This window comes from Polynucleobacter sp. MWH-Braz-FAM2G, assembly GCF_018687635.1.
Lineage (GTDB): Bacteria > Pseudomonadota > Gammaproteobacteria > Burkholderiales > Burkholderiaceae > Polynucleobacter.
The window spans coordinates 798,693-816,738 of the sequence record NZ_CP061300.1 but is presented as its reverse complement, the minus strand read 5'-3'; the positions used below and the strand labels follow the sequence as shown (position 1 = coordinate 816,738).

General features: G+C 45.7%; 19 protein-coding genes. 1 reads left to right on the top strand and 18 read right to left on the bottom strand.

Features of this window, described 5'->3' with window-relative positions; all coding sequences use genetic code 11:
- Nucleotides 1-111 precede the first annotated feature (111 nt).
- Entirely contained in the window at nucleotides 112-687 is a 576-nt protein-coding gene (locus FD973_RS04265) for a rhodanese-like domain-containing protein (RefSeq protein ID WP_215324384.1), read from the bottom strand.
- A gap of 198 nt (nucleotides 688-885) precedes the next feature.
- Here FD973_RS04265 and FD973_RS04260 point away from each other — a divergent pair, with 198 nt between their 5' ends.
- Nucleotides 886-1,194: a high-potential iron-sulfur protein gene (locus FD973_RS04260; RefSeq protein WP_215324383.1), complete on the top strand. Its 309-nt coding sequence runs from the start codon at nucleotides 886-888 to the stop codon at nucleotides 1,192-1,194.
- 99 nt (nucleotides 1,195-1,293) lie between these two features.
- Here the strand turns inward: FD973_RS04260 and FD973_RS04255 are convergent, their stop codons facing one another.
- From FD973_RS04255 to leuC, 17 genes are all read right to left on the bottom strand, one after another.
- Nucleotides 1,294-1,950: a bifunctional 2-polyprenyl-6-hydroxyphenol methylase/3-demethylubiquinol 3-O-methyltransferase UbiG gene (locus FD973_RS04255; RefSeq protein ID WP_251368839.1), complete on the bottom strand. Its 657-nt coding sequence runs from the start codon at nucleotides 1,948-1,950 to the stop codon at nucleotides 1,294-1,296.
- Nucleotides 1,934-3,142 carry an O-succinylhomoserine sulfhydrylase gene (locus FD973_RS04250; RefSeq protein WP_215324382.1) on the bottom strand — a complete coding sequence of 403 codons (1,209 nt, stop codon included), beginning with the start codon at nucleotides 3,140-3,142 and terminating at the stop codon, nucleotides 1,934-1,936. The genes FD973_RS04255 and FD973_RS04250 overlap by 17 nt, the downstream gene beginning before the upstream one ends.
- A 60-nt stretch (nucleotides 3,143-3,202) precedes the next feature.
- Nucleotides 3,203-4,741 carry an amidophosphoribosyltransferase gene (purF, locus tag FD973_RS04245; protein WP_215324381.1) on the bottom strand — a complete coding sequence of 513 codons (1,539 nt, stop codon included), beginning with the start codon at nucleotides 4,739-4,741 and terminating at the stop codon, nucleotides 3,203-3,205.
- A 4-nt stretch (nucleotides 4,742-4,745) separates the two neighbouring features.
- Nucleotides 4,746-5,312, bottom strand: coding sequence for a CvpA family protein (locus tag FD973_RS04240; protein ID WP_215324380.1), 567 nt, complete (start codon nucleotides 5,310-5,312; stop codon nucleotides 4,746-4,748).
- Nucleotides 5,312-6,151: an SPOR domain-containing protein gene (locus FD973_RS04235; protein ID WP_215324379.1), complete on the bottom strand. Its 840-nt coding sequence runs from the start codon at nucleotides 6,149-6,151 to the stop codon at nucleotides 5,312-5,314. The genes FD973_RS04240 and FD973_RS04235 overlap by 1 nt, the downstream gene beginning before the upstream one ends.
- Before the next feature lie 3 nt (nucleotides 6,152-6,154).
- Nucleotides 6,155-7,480 (bottom strand): bifunctional tetrahydrofolate synthase/dihydrofolate synthase, encoded by a 1,326-nt coding sequence (folC, locus tag FD973_RS04230; RefSeq protein ID WP_215324378.1) that lies wholly within the window; start codon nucleotides 7,478-7,480, stop codon nucleotides 6,155-6,157.
- 4 nt (nucleotides 7,481-7,484) lie between these two features.
- The gene (accD, locus tag FD973_RS04225; protein ID WP_215324377.1) at nucleotides 7,485-8,372 is read right to left on the bottom strand and encodes an acetyl-CoA carboxylase, carboxyltransferase subunit beta; all 888 of its coding nucleotides are present in this window, start codon (nucleotides 8,370-8,372) and stop codon (nucleotides 7,485-7,487) included.
- Nucleotides 8,373-8,377: 5 nt separating this feature from the next.
- Complete coding sequence (gene trpA / locus FD973_RS04220; RefSeq protein ID WP_215324376.1) at nucleotides 8,378-9,175, bottom strand: tryptophan synthase subunit alpha; 798 nt, start codon at nucleotides 9,173-9,175, stop codon at nucleotides 8,378-8,380.
- Between the two features lie 64 nt (nucleotides 9,176-9,239).
- Complete coding sequence (gene trpB / locus FD973_RS04215) at nucleotides 9,240-10,433, bottom strand: tryptophan synthase subunit beta (protein ID WP_215324375.1); 1,194 nt, start codon at nucleotides 10,431-10,433, stop codon at nucleotides 9,240-9,242.
- 30 nt (nucleotides 10,434-10,463) lie between these two features.
- The gene (locus FD973_RS04210) at nucleotides 10,464-11,141 is read right to left on the bottom strand and encodes a phosphoribosylanthranilate isomerase (RefSeq protein WP_215324374.1); all 678 of its coding nucleotides are present in this window, start codon (nucleotides 11,139-11,141) and stop codon (nucleotides 10,464-10,466) included.
- A 23-nt stretch (nucleotides 11,142-11,164) separates the two neighbouring features.
- A complete protein-coding gene (gene truA, locus FD973_RS04205; protein WP_215324373.1) occupies nucleotides 11,165-12,019 on the bottom strand; it encodes a tRNA pseudouridine(38-40) synthase TruA in 855 nt (284 codons plus the stop codon).
- Between the two features lie 4 nt (nucleotides 12,020-12,023).
- On the bottom strand, nucleotides 12,024-13,382 hold the full coding sequence (locus FD973_RS04200; protein WP_251368838.1) for a FimV/HubP family polar landmark protein: 1,359 nt from the start codon (nucleotides 13,380-13,382) through the stop codon (nucleotides 12,024-12,026).
- Nucleotides 13,383-13,416: 34 nt separating this feature from the next.
- Nucleotides 13,417-14,574, bottom strand: a complete 1,158-nt coding sequence (gene asd, locus FD973_RS04195; RefSeq protein WP_215324371.1) for an aspartate-semialdehyde dehydrogenase — start codon at nucleotides 14,572-14,574, stop codon at nucleotides 13,417-13,419.
- Nucleotides 14,575-14,639: 65 nt separating this feature from the next.
- Complete coding sequence (gene leuB, locus FD973_RS04190; RefSeq protein ID WP_215324370.1) at nucleotides 14,640-15,710, bottom strand: 3-isopropylmalate dehydrogenase; 1,071 nt, start codon at nucleotides 15,708-15,710, stop codon at nucleotides 14,640-14,642.
- 24 nt (nucleotides 15,711-15,734) lie between these two features.
- Complete coding sequence (leuD, locus tag FD973_RS04185; protein ID WP_215324369.1) at nucleotides 15,735-16,382, bottom strand: 3-isopropylmalate dehydratase small subunit; 648 nt, start codon at nucleotides 16,380-16,382, stop codon at nucleotides 15,735-15,737.
- 23 nt (nucleotides 16,383-16,405) lie between these two features.
- Nucleotides 16,406-16,612 (bottom strand): hypothetical protein, encoded by a 207-nt coding sequence (locus FD973_RS04180; protein ID WP_215324368.1) that lies wholly within the window; start codon nucleotides 16,610-16,612, stop codon nucleotides 16,406-16,408.
- An 11-nt stretch (nucleotides 16,613-16,623) separates the two neighbouring features.
- Nucleotides 16,624-18,033 (bottom strand): 3-isopropylmalate dehydratase large subunit, encoded by a 1,410-nt coding sequence (gene leuC / locus FD973_RS04175; RefSeq protein WP_215324367.1) that lies wholly within the window; start codon nucleotides 18,031-18,033, stop codon nucleotides 16,624-16,626.
- Between the last annotated feature and the right edge of the window lie 13 nt (nucleotides 18,034-18,046).

Here is an 18,046-nt window from a genome sequence, read left to right as displayed (position 1 = left end):
TACTAAAAAGCTCCAATCACCACCTAAGACTGATAAAGATGAGTCTGACAAGGATTTTGGGGGGTGCAATCAGCCCCCTGTCATCCATCAGATAACTTTGGATGAGATTATTCAAAACTCACCCTTCACTGTTGTAAGACCCAAAGCATCCCAATCCAACATGCCCCCACGATAGTAATAAATCTTAGTTGCTGGGAAGCCATCACGCGTCATTGCAGCCATAGCCATTGGACTTTGTGGGCAAACGGGACCATTGCAAAACGCATAAACCTTTTTGGCCTTAGAACAATCCCACTTAGATGAACCTGTAGTGGGTTTTTTACACCCTAATTCATCCATTCGCATAGCAACCTCGGTATACGGGATGCCAATGGATCCAGGGATCGTACCTTTTACTCGGTCATCCACAACGCGCATATCTACAACCAAGGAATCTTTGTCGTTTAAAGCATTCAGCACATCAATCTCATCAACTGGTACCACACCCTTAATAGGAATTAATGGCTGCAACCAACCTTTATTTTTAGCGCATGGTGTCATGACGCGAGTAATCTCGATTGGACCCTTTGGGGTATTCACCACAAAGTTGGTTGATTTATCAATAATTTGCAATAGCTCAGGCGAAGAAGGCTGAGCAGCCACCAAACCAGAAAACAACACTAAACCCAAAATTAAAAACTTTTTCATATCACCCCTCAATTATTTTTTGTGCGCCGAAACCACGATTTAAATGCTTATATACGTATTTATGCATATTTATGCAGTGTGATCTCAATTTACAGCAAACTTAATACTGAGAAACCCCTATTGTTGAAGGTAGCAACACCTTTAAGATCATCAAAAGATAGTTTCAAATTTTTTATTTACTCAAATACTGGAGAATCCATGAAGAATAGTCGTCGCCAATTTATGATTTTGTCTGCTGCTGGTGCCTGTACTCTGGCATTGAACGGCAAGGTTCAAGCGCAAGCAATGGTTGCAGAAACTGATCCACAAGCTGCCGCCTTGGGTTACAAAGCCGATGCTTCCAAGGTAGATAAAGCAAAATATGCAAAGTATGCTGCTGGTCAGCAATGCGATAACTGTGCTTTGTACCAAGGTAAGCCTGGTTCTGCCTCTGGCGGCTGCTCTTTGTTTGCTGGTAAGCAAGTATCTGGCAAAGGCTGGTGCTCTGCTTACGCTAAAAAAGCATAAGTAAATAACTAAGCTTCTTAGTTTTAAAACGGAAGCGCGATCAAGTGCTTCAGGAATAGAAAAGACTGCGTAGTAATACCTCGCAGTCTTTTTTTAAATTTATTTTTTAGCCACCAAACCAAGCAGCGCTGACATCCCTGTATGTCTAGGACCCTCAGACAGCGCTTTTTCATAAGAAACAAGTTCGACTATCTGAAATTCTTTGCAAAGATCTCGAATGAGTTCTTCTGTGTAGAGGTGCTCAATCAATGAGGGACCACCTGTTTTATATTCCAATTGTTTTGGTGTGTAGCCTTGCAGAATAAAAATGCCGCCTGTCTTTAATGATTTATATGTCTGCTCAAATATTCTTGCCCGCATTGCTGGATCAGCGAACTGAATAAAAATTCCTATGACTGCATCATAAGTATTTTTTGGCCAGTCATAGCTATCCGTATCTGAGAATGTGTATTCGACTTCAACTTGATTCTCTTTAGCAAATTGTCTGGCCTTATTAAGCGCAATATCAGAAGCATCAAAGCCAACAACTTGCATGCCTTGTTTTGCAAGCCAAACACCGTTTCGCCCCTCGCCGTCAGCAATACAAAGTACTTTATCTTTGGGCTTTAGATATTGCTGCGATTTCTCGACCAGGTACTCATTTGGCTCCTTGCCAAAAATGAACTCTTCTTTATCGAAGCGCTCATTCCAAAATTGAGTAGCATCAGAAAACCCCATGGCCTTATCCTGATGCACTTCTTTATTTTTTGAGTCCACCAGCTAGATCATTCTTTAAATCGTTGATGTTTTCTAAGCCAACAGCAATCCGCACCAAGCCGTCCGATATACCAGCAGCCTTTCTAGCCTCAGGGGTCACGCGACAATGGGTGGTCGTAGCGGGATGCGTAATAGTCGTACGAGTATCACCCAAGTTTGCCGTAATTGAACAAAGCTTGGTTTGATTGATTAACTTGAAAGCCGCCTTCTTACCGCCCTTAAGTGTGAATGACAGAATTGCCCCACCCTCTTTTTGCTGGCGTTTTGCCAAAGCATGCTGAGGATGTGACTTTAGACCTGGGTGGTAGACGCGCTCTACACCAGGCTGCTTTTCAAGCCATTGCGCTAATGCCAATGCATTCTGACTCTGTTGCTTCATACGAAGCTCTAAAGTCTCGAGCCCTTTGAGAAATACCCAAGCATTAAATGCAGAAAGTGTTGGACCTGCTGTGCGCACATAGGGGAATACTTTCCCCATAATGAAATCATGACTACCCACAATCGCACCGCCAACCACCCTACCTTGACCATCCAAATATTTAGTTGCTGAATGAATTACGACATCGGCACCCAAGGACAATGGCTTTTGTAAAGCTGGTGTACAGAAGCAGTTATCAACAGCCAATAGCGCGCCCGCTTTTTTGGCAATCTTAGAAATTGCTTTTATGTCTGCAATCTCGGTTAATGGATTAGAGGGTGTTTCCAAATAAAAGAGTTTAGTGTTTGGCTGGACAGCAGCTTGCCATGACTTGATATCCGTCAAATCAACATAAGTCGTCGTGATGCCAAATCGCCCTAAGATGTTGGTGAATAACTGAATCGTTGCTCCAAATACTGAGCGCGAACAAACAACATGGTCACCGGCTTGAAGATGAGCCATCGCCATTGTGAGAATGGCCGACATTCCAGAGGCTGTAGCTATACATGCTTCGCCACCCTCTAGTGCAGCCAATCGATCCTGAAACATGCTGACAGTTGGATTTGTAAAACGGGAATAAATAAAACCTTGATCAGCGTGCGCAAAGCCATCTGCTGCCAACTCTGCACTATCAAAACAAAAACTAGAGGTCAAAAACATTGCTTCGGAATGCTCTTGATACTCGGCAGTGCGACGAGTGCCTGCTCGGACCGCCAAGGTCTCGAGTGCTAACTTAGAAAAATCAGGTTTTTGGCGTGTAGTTTTGCTCTTCATTCTGCTATTTTGACACCGAATTGCAGATTTGCCTTTTTCAATGCAAATTCCTGTCGCTTTTTAGTCTTCGGTTGCCAAGTGCAAATGGAGTTGCGAACGAGCAAAGTCACTGGAATCCTTTTGGCGATCCGCCTTCGCTGCTGAGGTATTTCTGGAAGCTTCTAATGCATCCAAATAGGACTCGGTAATATCACCCGTAATATAGTTGCCATCAAAGCAAGAGGCTTCAAAATTCTGAATATCCGGATTAATGTCCCTCACCGCTTGCTTCATGTCTTCAACGCTTTGGTAGATCAATTGATCTGCGCCGATCATCTTATTGATTTCTTCATCGGTGCGACCATAGGCCACCAATTCGCTACGAGTAGGCATATCGATACCGTAAACATTCGGGAAACGAACTGGAGGCGCCGCAGATGCGAAGATCACTTTTTTAGCACCAGATTCGCGAGCCATCTGCACAATCTCGAAAGAAGTGGTTCCACGAACAATCGAGTCATCCACAATCAATACAGTCTTATCTTTAAATTCAATGCGCATCGCATTTAATTTCTGGCGAACGGACTTCTTGCGCACAGCCTGTCCTGGCATGATGAAGGTGCGACCAATATAACGGTTCTTAAAGAAACCTTCGCGATAGTCAACGCCTAAGTTCTTTGCCACCTGCATTGCCGCAGGTCGACTAGAGTCCGGAATAGGCATCACTACGTCTATCTCCGCTACGTTTGTTTCTTTGCGAATCTTCTCAGCCAAATAATCACCCATTCGCATGCGGACGTTATAGACAGTCACTCCATCAATCGTAGAGTCTGGCCTTGCCATATAAACATATTCAAAAATACAAGGCGTGAGAACAGCATTTGGTACGCACTGACGTGAATAAAAATTGCCATCCAAGTCAATGTAAATTGCTTCACCAGGATGAACATCGCGAACAAATGTAAATCCAAGGCCTTCTAGCGCCACAGATTCAGAAGCAATCATCCACTCAGGGCCTTGAGGTGTATCGATACGACCTATACATAACGGACGAATACCAAATGGATCACGGAAAGCCAATAAACCATAACCAGCAATCAGTGAGACCACTGCATAAGAACCTTTGACGCGACCTGCTACACCAGTGACTGCATTAAACATTGCCCCTTCATCCAAGGCAGCGCTATTGGTTTCTTTTTGTAACTCGTCGGCTAGTACGTTTAATAAAACTTCAGTATCAGAACTAGTATTGATATGCCGACGATCACGATAGGCCATCTCTACGCGCAAGCTGGGCGCATTTGTTAAATTGCCGTTATGCGCCAGAATAATTCCGTAAGGGGCGCTTACATAAAACGGTTGCGCCTCTTCTTCGCTACTGGCCGATCCAGCTGTTGGATAGCGTACCTGACCAATACCTGCATTACCAACCAAACTGCGCATATTACGCGTTCTGAATACATCCCTAACCAAGCCATTGGCTTTATGCATCGTGAATGAATTGCCATTCATAGTCGCAATGCCAGCAGCATCCTGTCCGCGATGTTGCAAGAGCAACAAAGCGTCATAAAGCAGTTGGTTTACTGGTGTATGAGAAATTGTTCCGACAACGCCACACATATCTCTAGATTCCTATTGTTATTTTAGGACTAATGGTTGGGGTAACTTTTGGTAATGCATCAGTCAACTGTTTAGCCCAATCGGCAGGAAGCCAACTTTTAATCAAGCCTGTTGCCATATCGATAGCCGGTCTCGTAATTGCATTTTGCCAAGCCATACTTTGAGGAATGGGGGTGAGCACGGCCAGAGTTGCAAACACAACAACAATCAAGGCGCCGCGAACTAAACCAAACGTTAAACCCAAGAAACGATCAGCCAAACTTAATCCCACTGAGGAAATAATTTTTTGCACCACTCCGCCAACTAGGCCACAGATAATCAGAGTCAATATAAATAGAATGATGAAGCTAGCGCCTAAGCTAAGCATTTCATCAAGATGAAACGTAGAGAGCCATTCAGTAGATAAGTAATTACTGTAATGGTAAGCGACCCAAGAAGCCGCAAACCAAGACACTAAGGCCAGCAACTCTTTAAACAATCCCCTTGAGATGCCAACTAAAGCAGAAATCAAGAGTACAACTAGGGTGAAATAATCCACCGATGTTAGCTTGAGGGTGGATAAGTATTCCATTACTGCTTACCAGACTCGATTACTTTGGGCGAAAGACCCATCGCCTTTATTTTCTTTTCTGCTGCATCTGCGAGGTCTTTATCGGTATATGGACCCGCTCGCAGCAAATACAACTTCACTCCATCCGCACCAGTCTTAGTTGAAGTGTAATAAGGTATCTTTTGATCCTTTAGCTTTGCGACCCAACCTTTAGCGCGCTCTTCGGATGCAAATGCACCAATCTGAATGACATACTTGCCTGTGCCACTTGCGGAAGCATTACTTGTAGCTGAATTATTGGGTGTAACGGCCTTAGATGCATCATCAACTTTTGGCTTGGTATTGGCGCTTGCAACCACCTCTTCACCTGCTGCTAGACCTAATGTAGCTGACTTACTAACAGTAGGCGCTGATGGCTTAGACTCTAGTTTTGGCTCTGGCTTCGCATCAGCCTTTACTTCGGGGGCAGGCACTACTGCCTTAGGAGCTTCCACGACAGCATCTGTTTTTGGTTTTGCTTCAGATTTAACTTCCGTCTTGGCATCAGGCTTAGATTCTGCGCCTGGCATTGGCAAGCTAGTCACAATATTGATAGCAATATCGTTTGGAGATGATTTTGGCTTGCTATCCAAAATACGGGGTAAACCGATTACGGCAATTAGGACTAGAACGGCCGCACCGATAAGACGGTGACGCGCCCTTTGTTGCTCTGGATCCTCGGTTAGCGCTAGCTCTTCAGCCTCAATAGAACGTTGCAAGCTTCTTGGGGCAACTCGTTTGACGGTGCGGTTACCCCTTGAACCTAATTCAAGGTCATCAGACTGGGTTTTTCGCTTAAAAAAGCTCGGTAAACGAATCATGGATCAGTGGGCCTGGTTGTTTCGGTAAGTCATTACGCCTGCAACGGTATAGAAGGATCCGAAGGTCACAATTCTATCACCCTCACCTGCCTTTGAAAGGGCTTTTTGATACGCTGCAGCAGGATCTGGGAAGCATTCAATACCACCATCTGCCCCGTTTTTTGGCTTAACCCCCATGGATTCAAGCTTCTCTGCTAAATCCTTAGCGCTCGCAGCTCTTGAAGTGGGTAAATCGGTGCAAAACCAGAAATCAACAATATTGAGAAGGGGTTTAATGACCCCCTCAATATCCTTATCGGTCATCGCACCAAAAATGGCATAGGTATAGGGGTGATAACCCATCTTATCGAGACCCTGCGCCAATGTTGCAGCCGCATGGGGGTTGTGAGCAACATCCAAGACAACTGTTGGCTGACCTGGTAAGACCTGAAACCGGCCAGGCAACTCAACTAGAGCAAAACCATTCCGAATATCTTGGGCGCTTACAGGCAGACGCTGATGAAGAGCCATTAATGCAGCCACTACAGCAGATGCATTCAGGATTTGGTTGGCGCCCCGTAATGCCGGGTAGCCAAGACCACTAAAACGTTTTTTACGCCCCGCCCATCCCCATTGCTGTTTGTCACCCTGAAAATTGTAGTCACGTCCTTGCAACCAAAGATCACATCCTAACTTCTCGGCGTAATCGATTAATGACTGGGGTGGCACAGGATCGCCACATACCGCAATGTGTCCTGGACGAAAAATGCCCGCTTTTTCAAGGCCAATAGCCTCTCTGGTTCCTCCCAAGAAATCAGCATGATCGATATCAATACTAGTCACGATAGCGCAGTCAGCATCCACAATATTGACCGCGTCTAAACGTCCACCCATTCCAACCTCCAAGATAACCGCATCTAAATTGGATTTAGCAAACAAATGCATGATCGCCAAGGTGGTGAATTCAAAATAAGTTAATGTAGGTGCATCAACCAAACTGACGCGCGCTTTTTCAACAGCCGCAAAGTGTTCAAGTAATAAGTTGTCATTGACATCTTCGCCATTAATACGAGCGCGCTCATTAAATTTGAGTAAATGCGGAGATGTATGACAACCGACCCGATAACCCGAAGCCAACAGAATGCTTTCTAAAAAAGCGCAAGTTGAACCTTTACCATTTGTGCCAGCAACGGTAATGACTGGGCAATCAAAATGAAGATCTAGGGCAGCTTTTACCCGATTAATTCGCTCAAGACCCATATCGATCCCGACAGGGTGGGCAGTTTCAAGATGGCTAAGCCAAGCCTCTAGGCTGAGAAATAATATAGGGGCTTGGTGTGCTGAGCTCAAGCGCTTAGAGAGCTGAGCTACCCGCTATCGCAGGTTCAGGAAGCTTTTGCAATAAAGCAAGCAAACGGGCAATTTCACCACGCATTTGACGACGATCAACAATCATGTCAATGCCGCCCTTTTGCATTAAGAATTCAGACCGCTGAAAACCTTCAGGCAACTTCTCACGTACAGTTTGCTCAATAACACGAGGACCAGCAAAACCAATTAAGGCTTTTGGCTCTGCCATGACTACATCACCCATAAAGGCAAAGCTAGCAGAGATGCCGCCCATAGTTGGATCGGTGAGAACGCTAATGTAAGGCAAACCTTTTTTTGAGAGTAAGGTCAACATCGAATTTGTTTTGGCCATCTGAAATAGTGATAGCAAGCTCTCTTGCATACGTGCGCCACCAGTAGCAGTTACACATATGAATGCGCACTTCTTATCAATCGCTTCTTGAACGCCACGAGCAAAACGCTCACCCACAACAGAACCCATTGAACCGCCCATGTACTGAAACTCGAAACAAGCGGCAACTACAGGTATCGTTTCAATCTTGCCACCCATCACAATTAAGGCTTCGGATTCACCAGAGGCATCATTTGCCTCTTTAATACGGTCTGGGTACTTCTTAGAGTCCTTAAATTTCAATGGATCCGTTGGATAGATATCTGCACCAATCTCGTAACGACCTTTTTCATCCAACAAGCTATCCAAACGAAGACGCGCACCGATGCGCATATGATGACTGCATTTGGGGCAAACCGATAAATTGGCTTCGATATCCGTGCTGTAAAGAACCGTTTCACAACCTGGGCATTTAACCCATAACCCCTCTGGAACTGATTTGCGATTTGCAGGATCAGTATGTTGAATTTGGGGAGGGAGTAATTTATCTATCCAGCTCATCAGTTTTAGCTATCCAATGCCTCGCGAATTTCGCGAATGAAGGTTTCTAGTGATTGTACTGCCTGCCCTGGGGGTGCATCCTCCAAAAGACGAATAATGCGACTGCCAATTACCACAGCATCAGCGCTCGCCGAGACCGCCTTAGCGCTTGCGGCATCGCTAATACCGAAGCCCACTGCGATCGGAATATCGGTCTCTTCGCGGATTTTTGGGATGATGCTTGCCACATCTTGGGTATTGAGGTGGGATGCTCCTGTAACCCCGCGCATCGAGACGTAATAAATATAACCAGAAGCTATTTTGGCAGCCTCTTTAATACGTTCATGAGATGACGTGGGTGCCAGCAAGAAAATGGGGTCAATTCCAGCAACACGCATACGAGCTGCAAAATCCACACACTCCTCTGGGGGATAGTCAACCACCAAAACACCATCAACACCAGCAGCTTTCGCCTCCGTAGCAAATCGCTCTGCCCCCATTTGCTCAACGGGATTTGCGTATCCCATTAGAACAACTGGAGTATGAGCATCTTTTTTACGAAACTCCTTAACCATCTCTAAACAGCCATGCAAGGTCACACCCTGAGTTAAGGCGCGCTCAGAGGATCGTTGAATCACAGGACCATCTGCCATCGGATCAGAAAATGGCACGCCCAATTCGATTACGCTAGAACCACCACGCACCAATGCATGCATCAATTCAACTGTCAGTTTTGGATCTGGATCCCCTGCGGTAATAAAAGGAATCAATCCTTTTTTACCAGAGGCTTTTAACTCTTTAAATAGAGCGGTAATTTTTGACATAGCTAATTCTTATTTTCTATTCTTGCTTATTCTTATTTCTGTTTTATTTTTATTGCTACCTTCATTAACCTTCTGAACCAGTTGCCTGAGCAACGGTATGCATATCTTTGTCACCGCGACCAGAGAGGTTTACCAAAATCGTCTTGTCTTTTGGCAAGGTCTTAGCTAGCTTGCACGCATAGGCAATGGCATGTGAAGATTCGAGGGCAGGAATAATACCCTCAATGCGACAGCAATCATGAAATGCTTGCAATGCCTCCTCATCGGTAATGGCGACGTAGTCTGCGCGACCTGAATCTTTTAACCAAGCATGCTCTGGACCAACACCTGGGTAATCCATGCCAGCAGAAACCGAGTGAGTCTCAGAGATCTGACCATTCTCATCTTGTAACAAGTACGTGCGGTTACCGTGCAACACACCAGGCCTACCTACGCATAAGGCAGCAGAATGCAAACCACTTCCCAAACCATGGCCTGCGGCCTCTACACCAACAAGCTTAACTTCAGGTAAATCAATATAGGGATAAAAAATACCCATTGCATTAGATCCACCACCAACACAAGCAAGTACAAAATCAGGTTGACGACCGGTCATTTCTGGCATTTGCACTTTGCACTCTTCACCAATTACGCTTTGAAAATCACGCACCATCATTGGGTAAGGATGTGGACCTGCAACAGTACCAATGATGTAGAAAGTATTGTCTACGTTGGTTACCCAATCGCGCATTGCTTCATTGAGCGCATCTTTTAAAGTCTTAGTACCAGACTCAACAGGAACTACTTTTGCGCCAAGCAGTTTCATACGAAATACGTTTTGCGCTTGACGAGCAACGTCTACAGAGCCTTGGTACACAGTGCAATCCAAACCAAAACGAGCGCAGATCGTCGCTGTGGCAACACCGTGTTGCCCTGCGCCAGTTTCAGCAATGATGCGGGGCTTGCCCATACGCTTAGCCAACATCGCTTGACCAATGACGTTATTAATCTTGTGGGCGCCAGTGTGATTTAAATCCTCACGCTTGAGATAAATCTGCGCACCACCAAGCGTTTCACTCCAACGCTTTGCATGATAGACAGGCGATGGTCTACCAACAAAATGTTTTAGTTCGTAATGAAACTCTTCAATAAATTCTGGGTCGTGTTGATATTTTGCGTAGGCTTCTTTGAGCTCATCAAGCGCATACATCAATGTCTCAGACACAAACACGCCACCATAGGGACCAAAGTGTCCTCGTGCATCTGGCTTGTCGTACATGGCTACCTCTTTTGATTTAGTTACAGCAAATTATTGGGATGATGATTTCACATCTGCTGCGCGCACCGCCTGAACAAATTGAGCCATGAGCGCAGGATCTTTGACACCCCTGCTGCTTTCTACGCCACTACTGACGTCAACCGCGCAAGGATGCAGGCGTGCAATCGCCTCGCCCACGTTGTGCGTGTTCAACCCACCACTCAAAACGACCCGAGGCGCGTTTTCGCTTACCCATGTCTGTGGAATTCCTTGCCAATCAAAAGGAACGCCTCCGCCGCCATATCCCTCAACAAGGGCATCAAGCAGAAAAGCGTTTGCATGACCATATTGTAGGGAAAAATCACCAAAAGCGAACCCCTCCCCCACCCTAGCGGCTTTCATCCAAGGATCGCCTGCGGCAAGCTCGGCACAGCGCTCTGGAGTCTCGTCGCCATGAAATTGCCATAAAGTAATCGAGGCTGCACCCCTAATTGCCGCAAATTGCTCATCTGAGGCGTTTACAACCAACCCAACGGCATCAACCCCTACAGGAAGCCTAGAAATAAGCTGTGCGGCAATATTGGGGGTTACAGCCCGCACGCTGGGGGGATAAAAAACAAAGCCAACAGCATCTACCCCAGCAGAAACTGCCGAATCGATGTCAGCAGACGTCCTCAAACCGCAGATTTTGACCCTAGTTCGACCCGGAGAGTATGTCAGTAAGCCCATAAATGAATAATAAGGCCTTGAGCCTAGGATTTCTTGTGTTCTTGCTTTTGCTTCCCAATGACCTGAGGTGGTAACCAAGAGTTTTCAAGCCATGGCGCTGGAATAGCAAATTCTTCAGGATATTGAATTTTGGCTAAATATAGACCATCAGCCATAAACGTCGGAGCTGCAATTTGCCTATTCTTTGCGGCCAATACTTCAGCCATCCACTCAGGCCTTTGTCTACCCTGACCGATCTGTAAAAAGCATCCAACAAGATTGCGAATCATGTGATGCAAAAAAGCATTGCCTCGGATTCTGAAATACAGCCATGGTTGCTCAGCAATAATCTCAATGGAGTAAATCGTTTTTACTGGAGTTTTACTTTGGCACTCTGATGAGCGAAATGAGCTGAAATCATGCTCTCCAATCAAACATTCAGCTGATTGTTTCATGGCCTCAATATCTAGCCATTGATTTGGCGGCAACATCAAATAACCCGCGCGCGAATGTGACATTGGCGAACGACAAGGACCTGCCTGTAGCGCATAAATATATTCACGTTCGTAAGCCGAGAAGCGCGCACTGAAATCATCAGTAACCGGTTTTGCCCAATTGACCACAATAGACTCAGGCAGAAATGAGTTCACCCCTCTCACCCAAGAAAAGTCTTCACGCTCCACATTGGTATCAAAGTGAATCACCTGACCCAACGCATGCACTCCAGCATCAGTTCTGCCTGCAGTAATGGTATGGATGGGGAGTTCGGCACAGGCCTGTTCACCAACAAAGGCAGAAATGGCCTTTTCTAATTCATCCTGTACCGTATTGTGATTTACCTGAGTTTGCCAGCCTGAATAAGGACTGCCATCGTACTGGAGACCAAGGGCTATACGCATATAGTTAGGTATTGCGATGCGTGATTTCCGCCAACAAGCTCTGCGCTTCAATCGTAATTGCAGGATCAACAGAATTGCTCACATGAAGCACTTCTTCAATTGACTTTTTAGCTGCAGAAAAGTCTTCAATGGTGATATATGCACGTGCTAAATTTAGCTTTACGCGCAGAGTATCAGCTAGCGGATTTGATGCAGGCTCTTTAACGGGTTTTGAAAGATCAAGATCAATCCCTTCAAACAACGCTTTGGCGCGTGCAGGCATTTCAAAATGAGATCCAGCCGCAGGCTTGTCACTTTGAGGAGCGTGTTGACCTCTTGAGTCAGATTGAATTGATGTAGCAAAGTTGGCAACTTCTGAGCGTCGCGCATTGCGAGCTAAGCCCCACAATAACAAGCCTGTTAAAGCAATTAGAGCGATTGCCAAAATTGCCGGGCCAAAGCCACCCAAACCAAAGTTACTATCTACCGCTTTTTTCTCTTTGGACTTATCCAAGAGTCTTTGCAAATCAGCAATATTCTTTTCTAGTTCAGCGACGCGTGCTTTGGTTTGCTCCAACATCTTCTCTTGGGCAACCAACTCTTCTGTGTAACGACGCTCCTGCTCATTACCGTCAGCGCTAGAGCCAATCTTCAGGCGATCCTTTGCTGCGATATCACCAGACTTAGCATTGCCCGTCTTAGCGCCACCAGACCCGACATCTGCATCAGCATGCTCTTGACGCCATTGCTCATTTGCCTCTGCAACAAACTGATTTGCCTCTATAGGACTAATAGAACGTAAGAGTGCTTGACTGGGTTTATTTAATTCCGCACCCGCAGCTAAACGATTAATGCTGCCACTGGCAAAAGCATCAGGATTGGCTTTATATAAAGCCATCATTGTTTGATCTAATGTGGCTCCATCCAACTGAGGTGCCATAACAGCAGCAATCTCTGACAAAGTTTGACCTGGTTTGACAGTCACTTTTTGCACATCGCCCAGCAAAAGGGTAAATGTTTTCGTTAGGCTGCCACTAGACCAATTCAGATTGACCAAAATATCTAAAAATGGATCATCAGTAATCGGAACAGAATTAACTGTCTCTACCAAAACCATTAACTTTTCTTGGCGGTTTCGATACACCATTGCCTGAGGATTTAGATCCAATATTTTTGAGGAAATACCCAAGCGTTCATAGCTTGCTTTATTTGGGATCTTGACAGTAAGACTCGATAAGGCGCCTTGCTCATCCGCACTTAATCGAATAGGAATCTCCACACGCAGTGGCTCGCCCGAGCGCGACTGAAGTTGTGGTGCACCCAAAGTAAGTGCGCCAGCAAAAGTTGACCAGCCAAGCAAAACAAAGCTAAGCAGCTTTATCAAACCTAGCCGGTAATTACAAAACATAAGGGATAAATTACTTTTCAAGTAGAATGCGCAGCATACGCCGCAAGGGCTCAGCAGCACCCCACAGCAATTGATCGCCAACTGTAAATGCGCCTAAGTACTCAGGCCCCATCGCCAGTTTGTGCAGACGTCCAATAGGTACAGTCAATGTACCGCTAATTGCCGCAGGCGATAAATCACGCTCTGTAGTCTCACGGTCATTAGGAACTACTTTGACCCATTGATTATCGGCAGCCAAAATCGCCTCAATCTCTTTTAATGGAATATCTTTTTTGAGCTTCACTGTTAAACCTTGTGAATGACAGCGCATTGCGCCAACTCGCACGCATAATCCATCGATTGGGATACTCCCTGCTGAACGGAACGCTGGACGACCCAAGATCTTGTTGAACTCAGCGCCACCCTTCCACTCTTCTTTTGTTTGACCACTCTCAACAGGAACATCAATCCATGGAATTAAGCTACCGGCCAAAGCAGTATTGCGGAAATTCTTTTTCGGGAAATCAGCTGAGCGAAGCGTTTCAGTAACTTTACGATCAATATCCAAAATCCATGAAGAAGGGTCTGCCAATTCGCTAGCGACGCTATCACGCAAAGCTCCCATCTGGAGAAGCAATTCACGCATATTCTGAGCGCCGGCACCCGAGGCTGCTTGGTAAGTCATGGCGCTAATCCACTCAACCATGTCTGCCTTCACTAAGCCACCCATAGCCATCATCATCAAGCTCACAGTGCAATTGGCGCCGATCCAGTTTTTTCCACCTGCAGCTAGTGCTTTATCAATCACTGGACGATTAACTGGATCTAAGACCAATACCGCGTCATCTTTCATGCGCAGTGCACTGGCCGCATCAATCCAATGACCATTCCAACCTGCTGCACGCAGCTTAGGAAATATGTCGTTTGTATAGTCCCCGCCCTGGCAAGTCAAAATAATGTCGCAACGAGACAGCGCCTTGATGTCATTGGCATCTTGCAATGTGGATTCGCTCTTGGTTACTTTTTGTCCATTGAGTAAAGGCACTTCGCCGCCAGCCTGACTAGTACTGAAAAATACGGGTTCGATTAAATCGAAATCTTTCTCAGCAAGCATTCTCTCCATGAGAACGCTACCGACCATACCGCGCCAACCGACTAAACCAACTAAAGGTGTTTTTGTATTTGCCATGATGATCAACTATTTATTAATTTGACTTCTTTAAGGAGAATGAATATTGGACTTCTTTTTTTAAGTTACGCAAGTGCTGCCACTACAGCATCACCCATTTGCACCGTGGAAACTTTTTGCGTGCCATCGGTATAAATATCAGCAGTGCGAAGACCTTGCGCCAATACCTTTTGCACTGCTTTTTCAATGCGATCCGCTTCCGCAGGCATTCCTAAGGAATAACGTAACATCATTGCAGCAGACAAGATAGTTGCCAATGGATTAGCGATGCCCTTACCTGCAATATCAGGTGCCGAGCCATGACTCGGTTCGTACAGGCCTTTATTGTTCTTATCCAAAGAGGCTGATGGCAACATTCCAATAGAGCCGGTGAGCATAGCTGCTTCATCTGACAAAATGTCACCAAACAAATTGCCAGTTACGACAACATCAAAAGCCTTTGGCGCTTTAACTAATTGCATTGCTGCGTTATCCACATACATATGAGAAAGCTCTACGTCTGGGTAGTCTTTAGCAACCCGAATCATCACTTCACGCCAAAGCTGTGAAGTTTCTAGAACGTTGGCTTTGTCCACGCTGCATACTTTCTTGCCACGCTTGCGAGCCGCTTCAAAAGCAACATGGCCAATACGCTCAACTTCTGGTTCGCTGTAGTGCATGGTGTCAAAACACTCCCGAGCACCTTTGAAAGAAGGCAACTCAGAAGAACGAGTACCGCGTGGCTGGCCAAAATATATATCGCCATTTAGTTCACGCACAATCAAAATATCTAAGCCGCCAATAATTTCAGGCTTTAGGCTGGATGCTGCAGTGAGTTCTGGATAACAAATCGCTGGTCTAAAGTTGGCAAACAACTCTAGATGTTTACGCAGACCTAAAATCGCTTGTTCTGGGCGAAGTTCGCGTGCAAGCGTATCGTATTTCCAATCACCTACAGAGCCAAATAAAATGGCATCGGCCTTTTTAGCCAATTCTAGAGTTGCAGGTGGCAGAGGATGACCTGCGATATCGTACGCAGCACCGCCAACTGGAGCCTCCTCTAAATCAAACTTAGGACCAAGCGCCTGGAGAACGCGAACGGCTTGAGCAACGATTTCCGGGCCGATACCATCGCCCGGTAGAACTGCAATTTTCATGAAAAGGCCTTTAAATCAACAAAATTATGGCAATTGTGTCGCAAGCCAAGGCATTTTCAAAATGCGCTCGGCTTCATAAGCCTTAATTTTATCTGCATGTTGCAGAGTTAAGCCAATATCGTCTAAGCCATTAAGTAGGCAATATTTTCTAAATGGAGCCACTTCAAAGCTATAAGCTGTGCCATCAGGGGTAATAACCTGCTGAGCCTCTAAATCAATTGTTAATTGATAACCAGTAAACGCTTGGGTTTCATTAAATAGGTGATCAACCTGCATTTCTGTCAAAACAATGGGTAAAACACCGTTTTTGAAGCAGTTGTTGTAAAAAATGTCCGCAAAGCTAGACGCAATCACAACTCTGAAGCCATATTGTTCCAAAGCCCAAGGAGCATGCTCACGAGAGCTGCCACAGCCAAAATTTTTGCGAGCCAACAAAATTCCAGCACCTTTGTAACGCGGCTGATTTAGAACGAAGTCAGGGTTCAGCGGACGAGTGCTGCAATCTTGACCTGGTTCGCCATGGTCAAGATAACGCCATTCATCAAATAAATTTTGCCCAAAACCAGTTTTCTTGATGGATTTTAAAAATTGCTTTGGGATGATGGCGTCGGTATCCACATTCTCGCGATTAAGCGGAGCAACTAAGCCTTTGTATACCGTAAATTTTTCCATGATTCGCTGTTGATTCTATTGATTTACTTCACTGGGGTAACGACGACATCCTTACCCTTAGTTTGAGATTGATTGTTTTGCTGTGTATTGCTTGACCCACCCATAGACGTTCCCATGTTTTGCAAATCCTTACCAACGCCTTCCATGGTGCTGCTGCAGGCAGAAATCATCACGCCAGCGATGCCAATCATTGCAATTCTAGAAACCAAAGACAGGGAAGTAAATTTCATGCTGATAACCTTTATGAAATCTTACGCACGTCAACAAAGTGACCTTCAATAGCAGCCGCAGCTGCCATTGCAGGACTGACTAAATGGGTACGACCTCCATTACCTTGGCGTCCCTCAAAGTTACGGTTAGAGGTTGATGCGCAGCGCTCTCCTGGCTCTAGTCGATCGGCATTCATCGCCAAGCACATAGAGCAACCAGGCTCACGCCATTCAAAACCAGCCGCCTTAAAGATTCGATCTAAGCCCTCACGTTCTGCTTGGGCTTTTACCAAACCAGAGCCAGGAACGACCAATGCCAACTTCACATTAGCTGCAACCTTCTTGCCTAAGCGGTCAACGACCTTAGCAGCGGCACGCATATCTTCAATACGACTATTAGTGCAAGAGCCAATAAATACTTTATCTACCGAGATGCTGCTCAATGGTGTATTAGGTACGAGGTTCATGTATTCCAAAGCGCGTTCCATTGCTGAACGCTTGTTTGGATCACGCTCTTTTTCTGGATCAGGAACACGTTCACTAATCGCCAGCACCATTTCTGGTGAGGTTCCCCAAGTTACTTGTGGAGCAATTTCTTCGGCTCGTAATTCAACTACGGCATCGAATTTTGCATCTGGATCCGAATGCAAGGTTCTCCAATATTGCAGAGCTTGCAACATCGCTGGACCTTTCGGCGCATACGGACGGCCTTGAATATATTCAATGGTGGTTTCATCAACCGCAACTAATCCAGAACGTGCGCCAGCTTCAATCGCCATATTGCAGAGAGTCATGCGACCCTCCATGGAAAGATTGCGAATCGCTTCACCAGCAAACTCAATGGTATAGCCAGTACCGCCTGCAGTACCAATCTTGCCAATGATTGCAAGCACGATATCTTTTGCGGTAGACCCAGGTTGCAAACGACCATCAACACGCACCAACATGTTCTTACTCTTTTTCATGAGCAAGGTTTGAGTTGCTAGAACATGTTCTACCTCAGAAGTGCCAATACCAAATGCCAAGGCACCAAATGCACCGTGAGTACTAGTATGTGAATCACCGCAAACAACTGTCATACCAGGCAAAGTTGCACCCTGCTCTGGCCCAATGACGTGAACAATGCCCTGACGGGTATCGTTCATTTTGTATTGCGTGATACCAAACGCATCACAGTTTTGATCCAAGGTATCAACTTGCAACTTAGAAATTGGATCAGTAATACCTTCAGAACGATCCGTTGTGGGAACGTTGTGATCAGATACCGCCAAATTGGCAGAGACGCGCCAAACCGGACGGCCAGCAAGATTTAAACCTTCAAATGCCTGAGGACTGGTTACCTCATGAAGCAACTGACGATCAATGTAAATCGTGGCTGTGCCATCCTCTTCAGAGTAAACAACGTGGTCATCCCACAATTTGTCATAAAGCGTACGAGACATGAGTGACCTTAAA

What these genes read in the sequence shown, in the direction of transcription:
- FD973_RS04265 (WP_215324384.1), bottom strand. Translation starts at nt 687, where the DNA reads ATGAAAAAGTTTTTAATTTTGGGTTTAGTGTTGTTTTCTGGTTTGGTG.
- FD973_RS04260 (WP_215324383.1), top strand. Translation starts at nt 886, where the DNA reads ATGAAGAATAGTCGTCGCCAATTTATGATTTTGTCTGCTGCTGGTGCC.
- FD973_RS04250 (WP_215324382.1), bottom strand. Translation starts at nt 3,142, where the DNA reads ATGAAGAGCAAAACTACACGCCAAAAACCTGATTTTTCTAAGTTAGCA.
- purF (WP_215324381.1), bottom strand. Translation starts at nt 4,741, where the DNA reads ATGTGTGGCGTTGTCGGAACAATTTCTCATACACCAGTAAACCAACTG.
- FD973_RS04240 (WP_215324380.1), bottom strand. Translation starts at nt 5,312, where the DNA reads ATGGAATACTTATCCACCCTCAAGCTAACATCGGTGGATTATTTCACC.
- FD973_RS04235 (WP_215324379.1), bottom strand. Translation starts at nt 6,151, where the DNA reads ATGATTCGTTTACCGAGCTTTTTTAAGCGAAAAACCCAGTCTGATGAC.
- accD (WP_215324377.1), bottom strand. Translation starts at nt 8,372, where the DNA reads ATGAGCTGGATAGATAAATTACTCCCTCCCCAAATTCAACATACTGAT.
- trpA (WP_215324376.1), bottom strand. Translation starts at nt 9,175, where the DNA reads ATGTCAAAAATTACCGCTCTATTTAAAGAGTTAAAAGCCTCTGGTAAA.
- trpB (WP_215324375.1), bottom strand. Translation starts at nt 10,433, where the DNA reads ATGTACGACAAGCCAGATGCACGAGGACACTTTGGTCCCTATGGTGGC.
- FD973_RS04210 (WP_215324374.1), bottom strand. Translation starts at nt 11,141, where the DNA reads ATGGGCTTACTGACATACTCTCCGGGTCGAACTAGGGTCAAAATCTGC.
- truA (WP_215324373.1), bottom strand. Translation starts at nt 12,019, where the DNA reads ATGCGTATAGCCCTTGGTCTCCAGTACGATGGCAGTCCTTATTCAGGC.
- asd (WP_215324371.1), bottom strand. Translation starts at nt 14,574, where the DNA reads ATGGCAAATACAAAAACACCTTTAGTTGGTTTAGTCGGTTGGCGCGGT.
- leuB (WP_215324370.1), bottom strand. Translation starts at nt 15,710, where the DNA reads ATGAAAATTGCAGTTCTACCGGGCGATGGTATCGGCCCGGAAATCGTT.
- leuD (WP_215324369.1), bottom strand. Translation starts at nt 16,382, where the DNA reads ATGGAAAAATTTACGGTATACAAAGGCTTAGTTGCTCCGCTTAATCGC.
- FD973_RS04180 (WP_215324368.1), bottom strand. Translation starts at nt 16,612, where the DNA reads ATGAAATTTACTTCCCTGTCTTTGGTTTCTAGAATTGCAATGATTGGC.
- leuC (WP_215324367.1), bottom strand. Translation starts at nt 18,033, where the DNA reads ATGTCTCGTACGCTTTATGACAAATTGTGGGATGACCACGTTGTTTAC.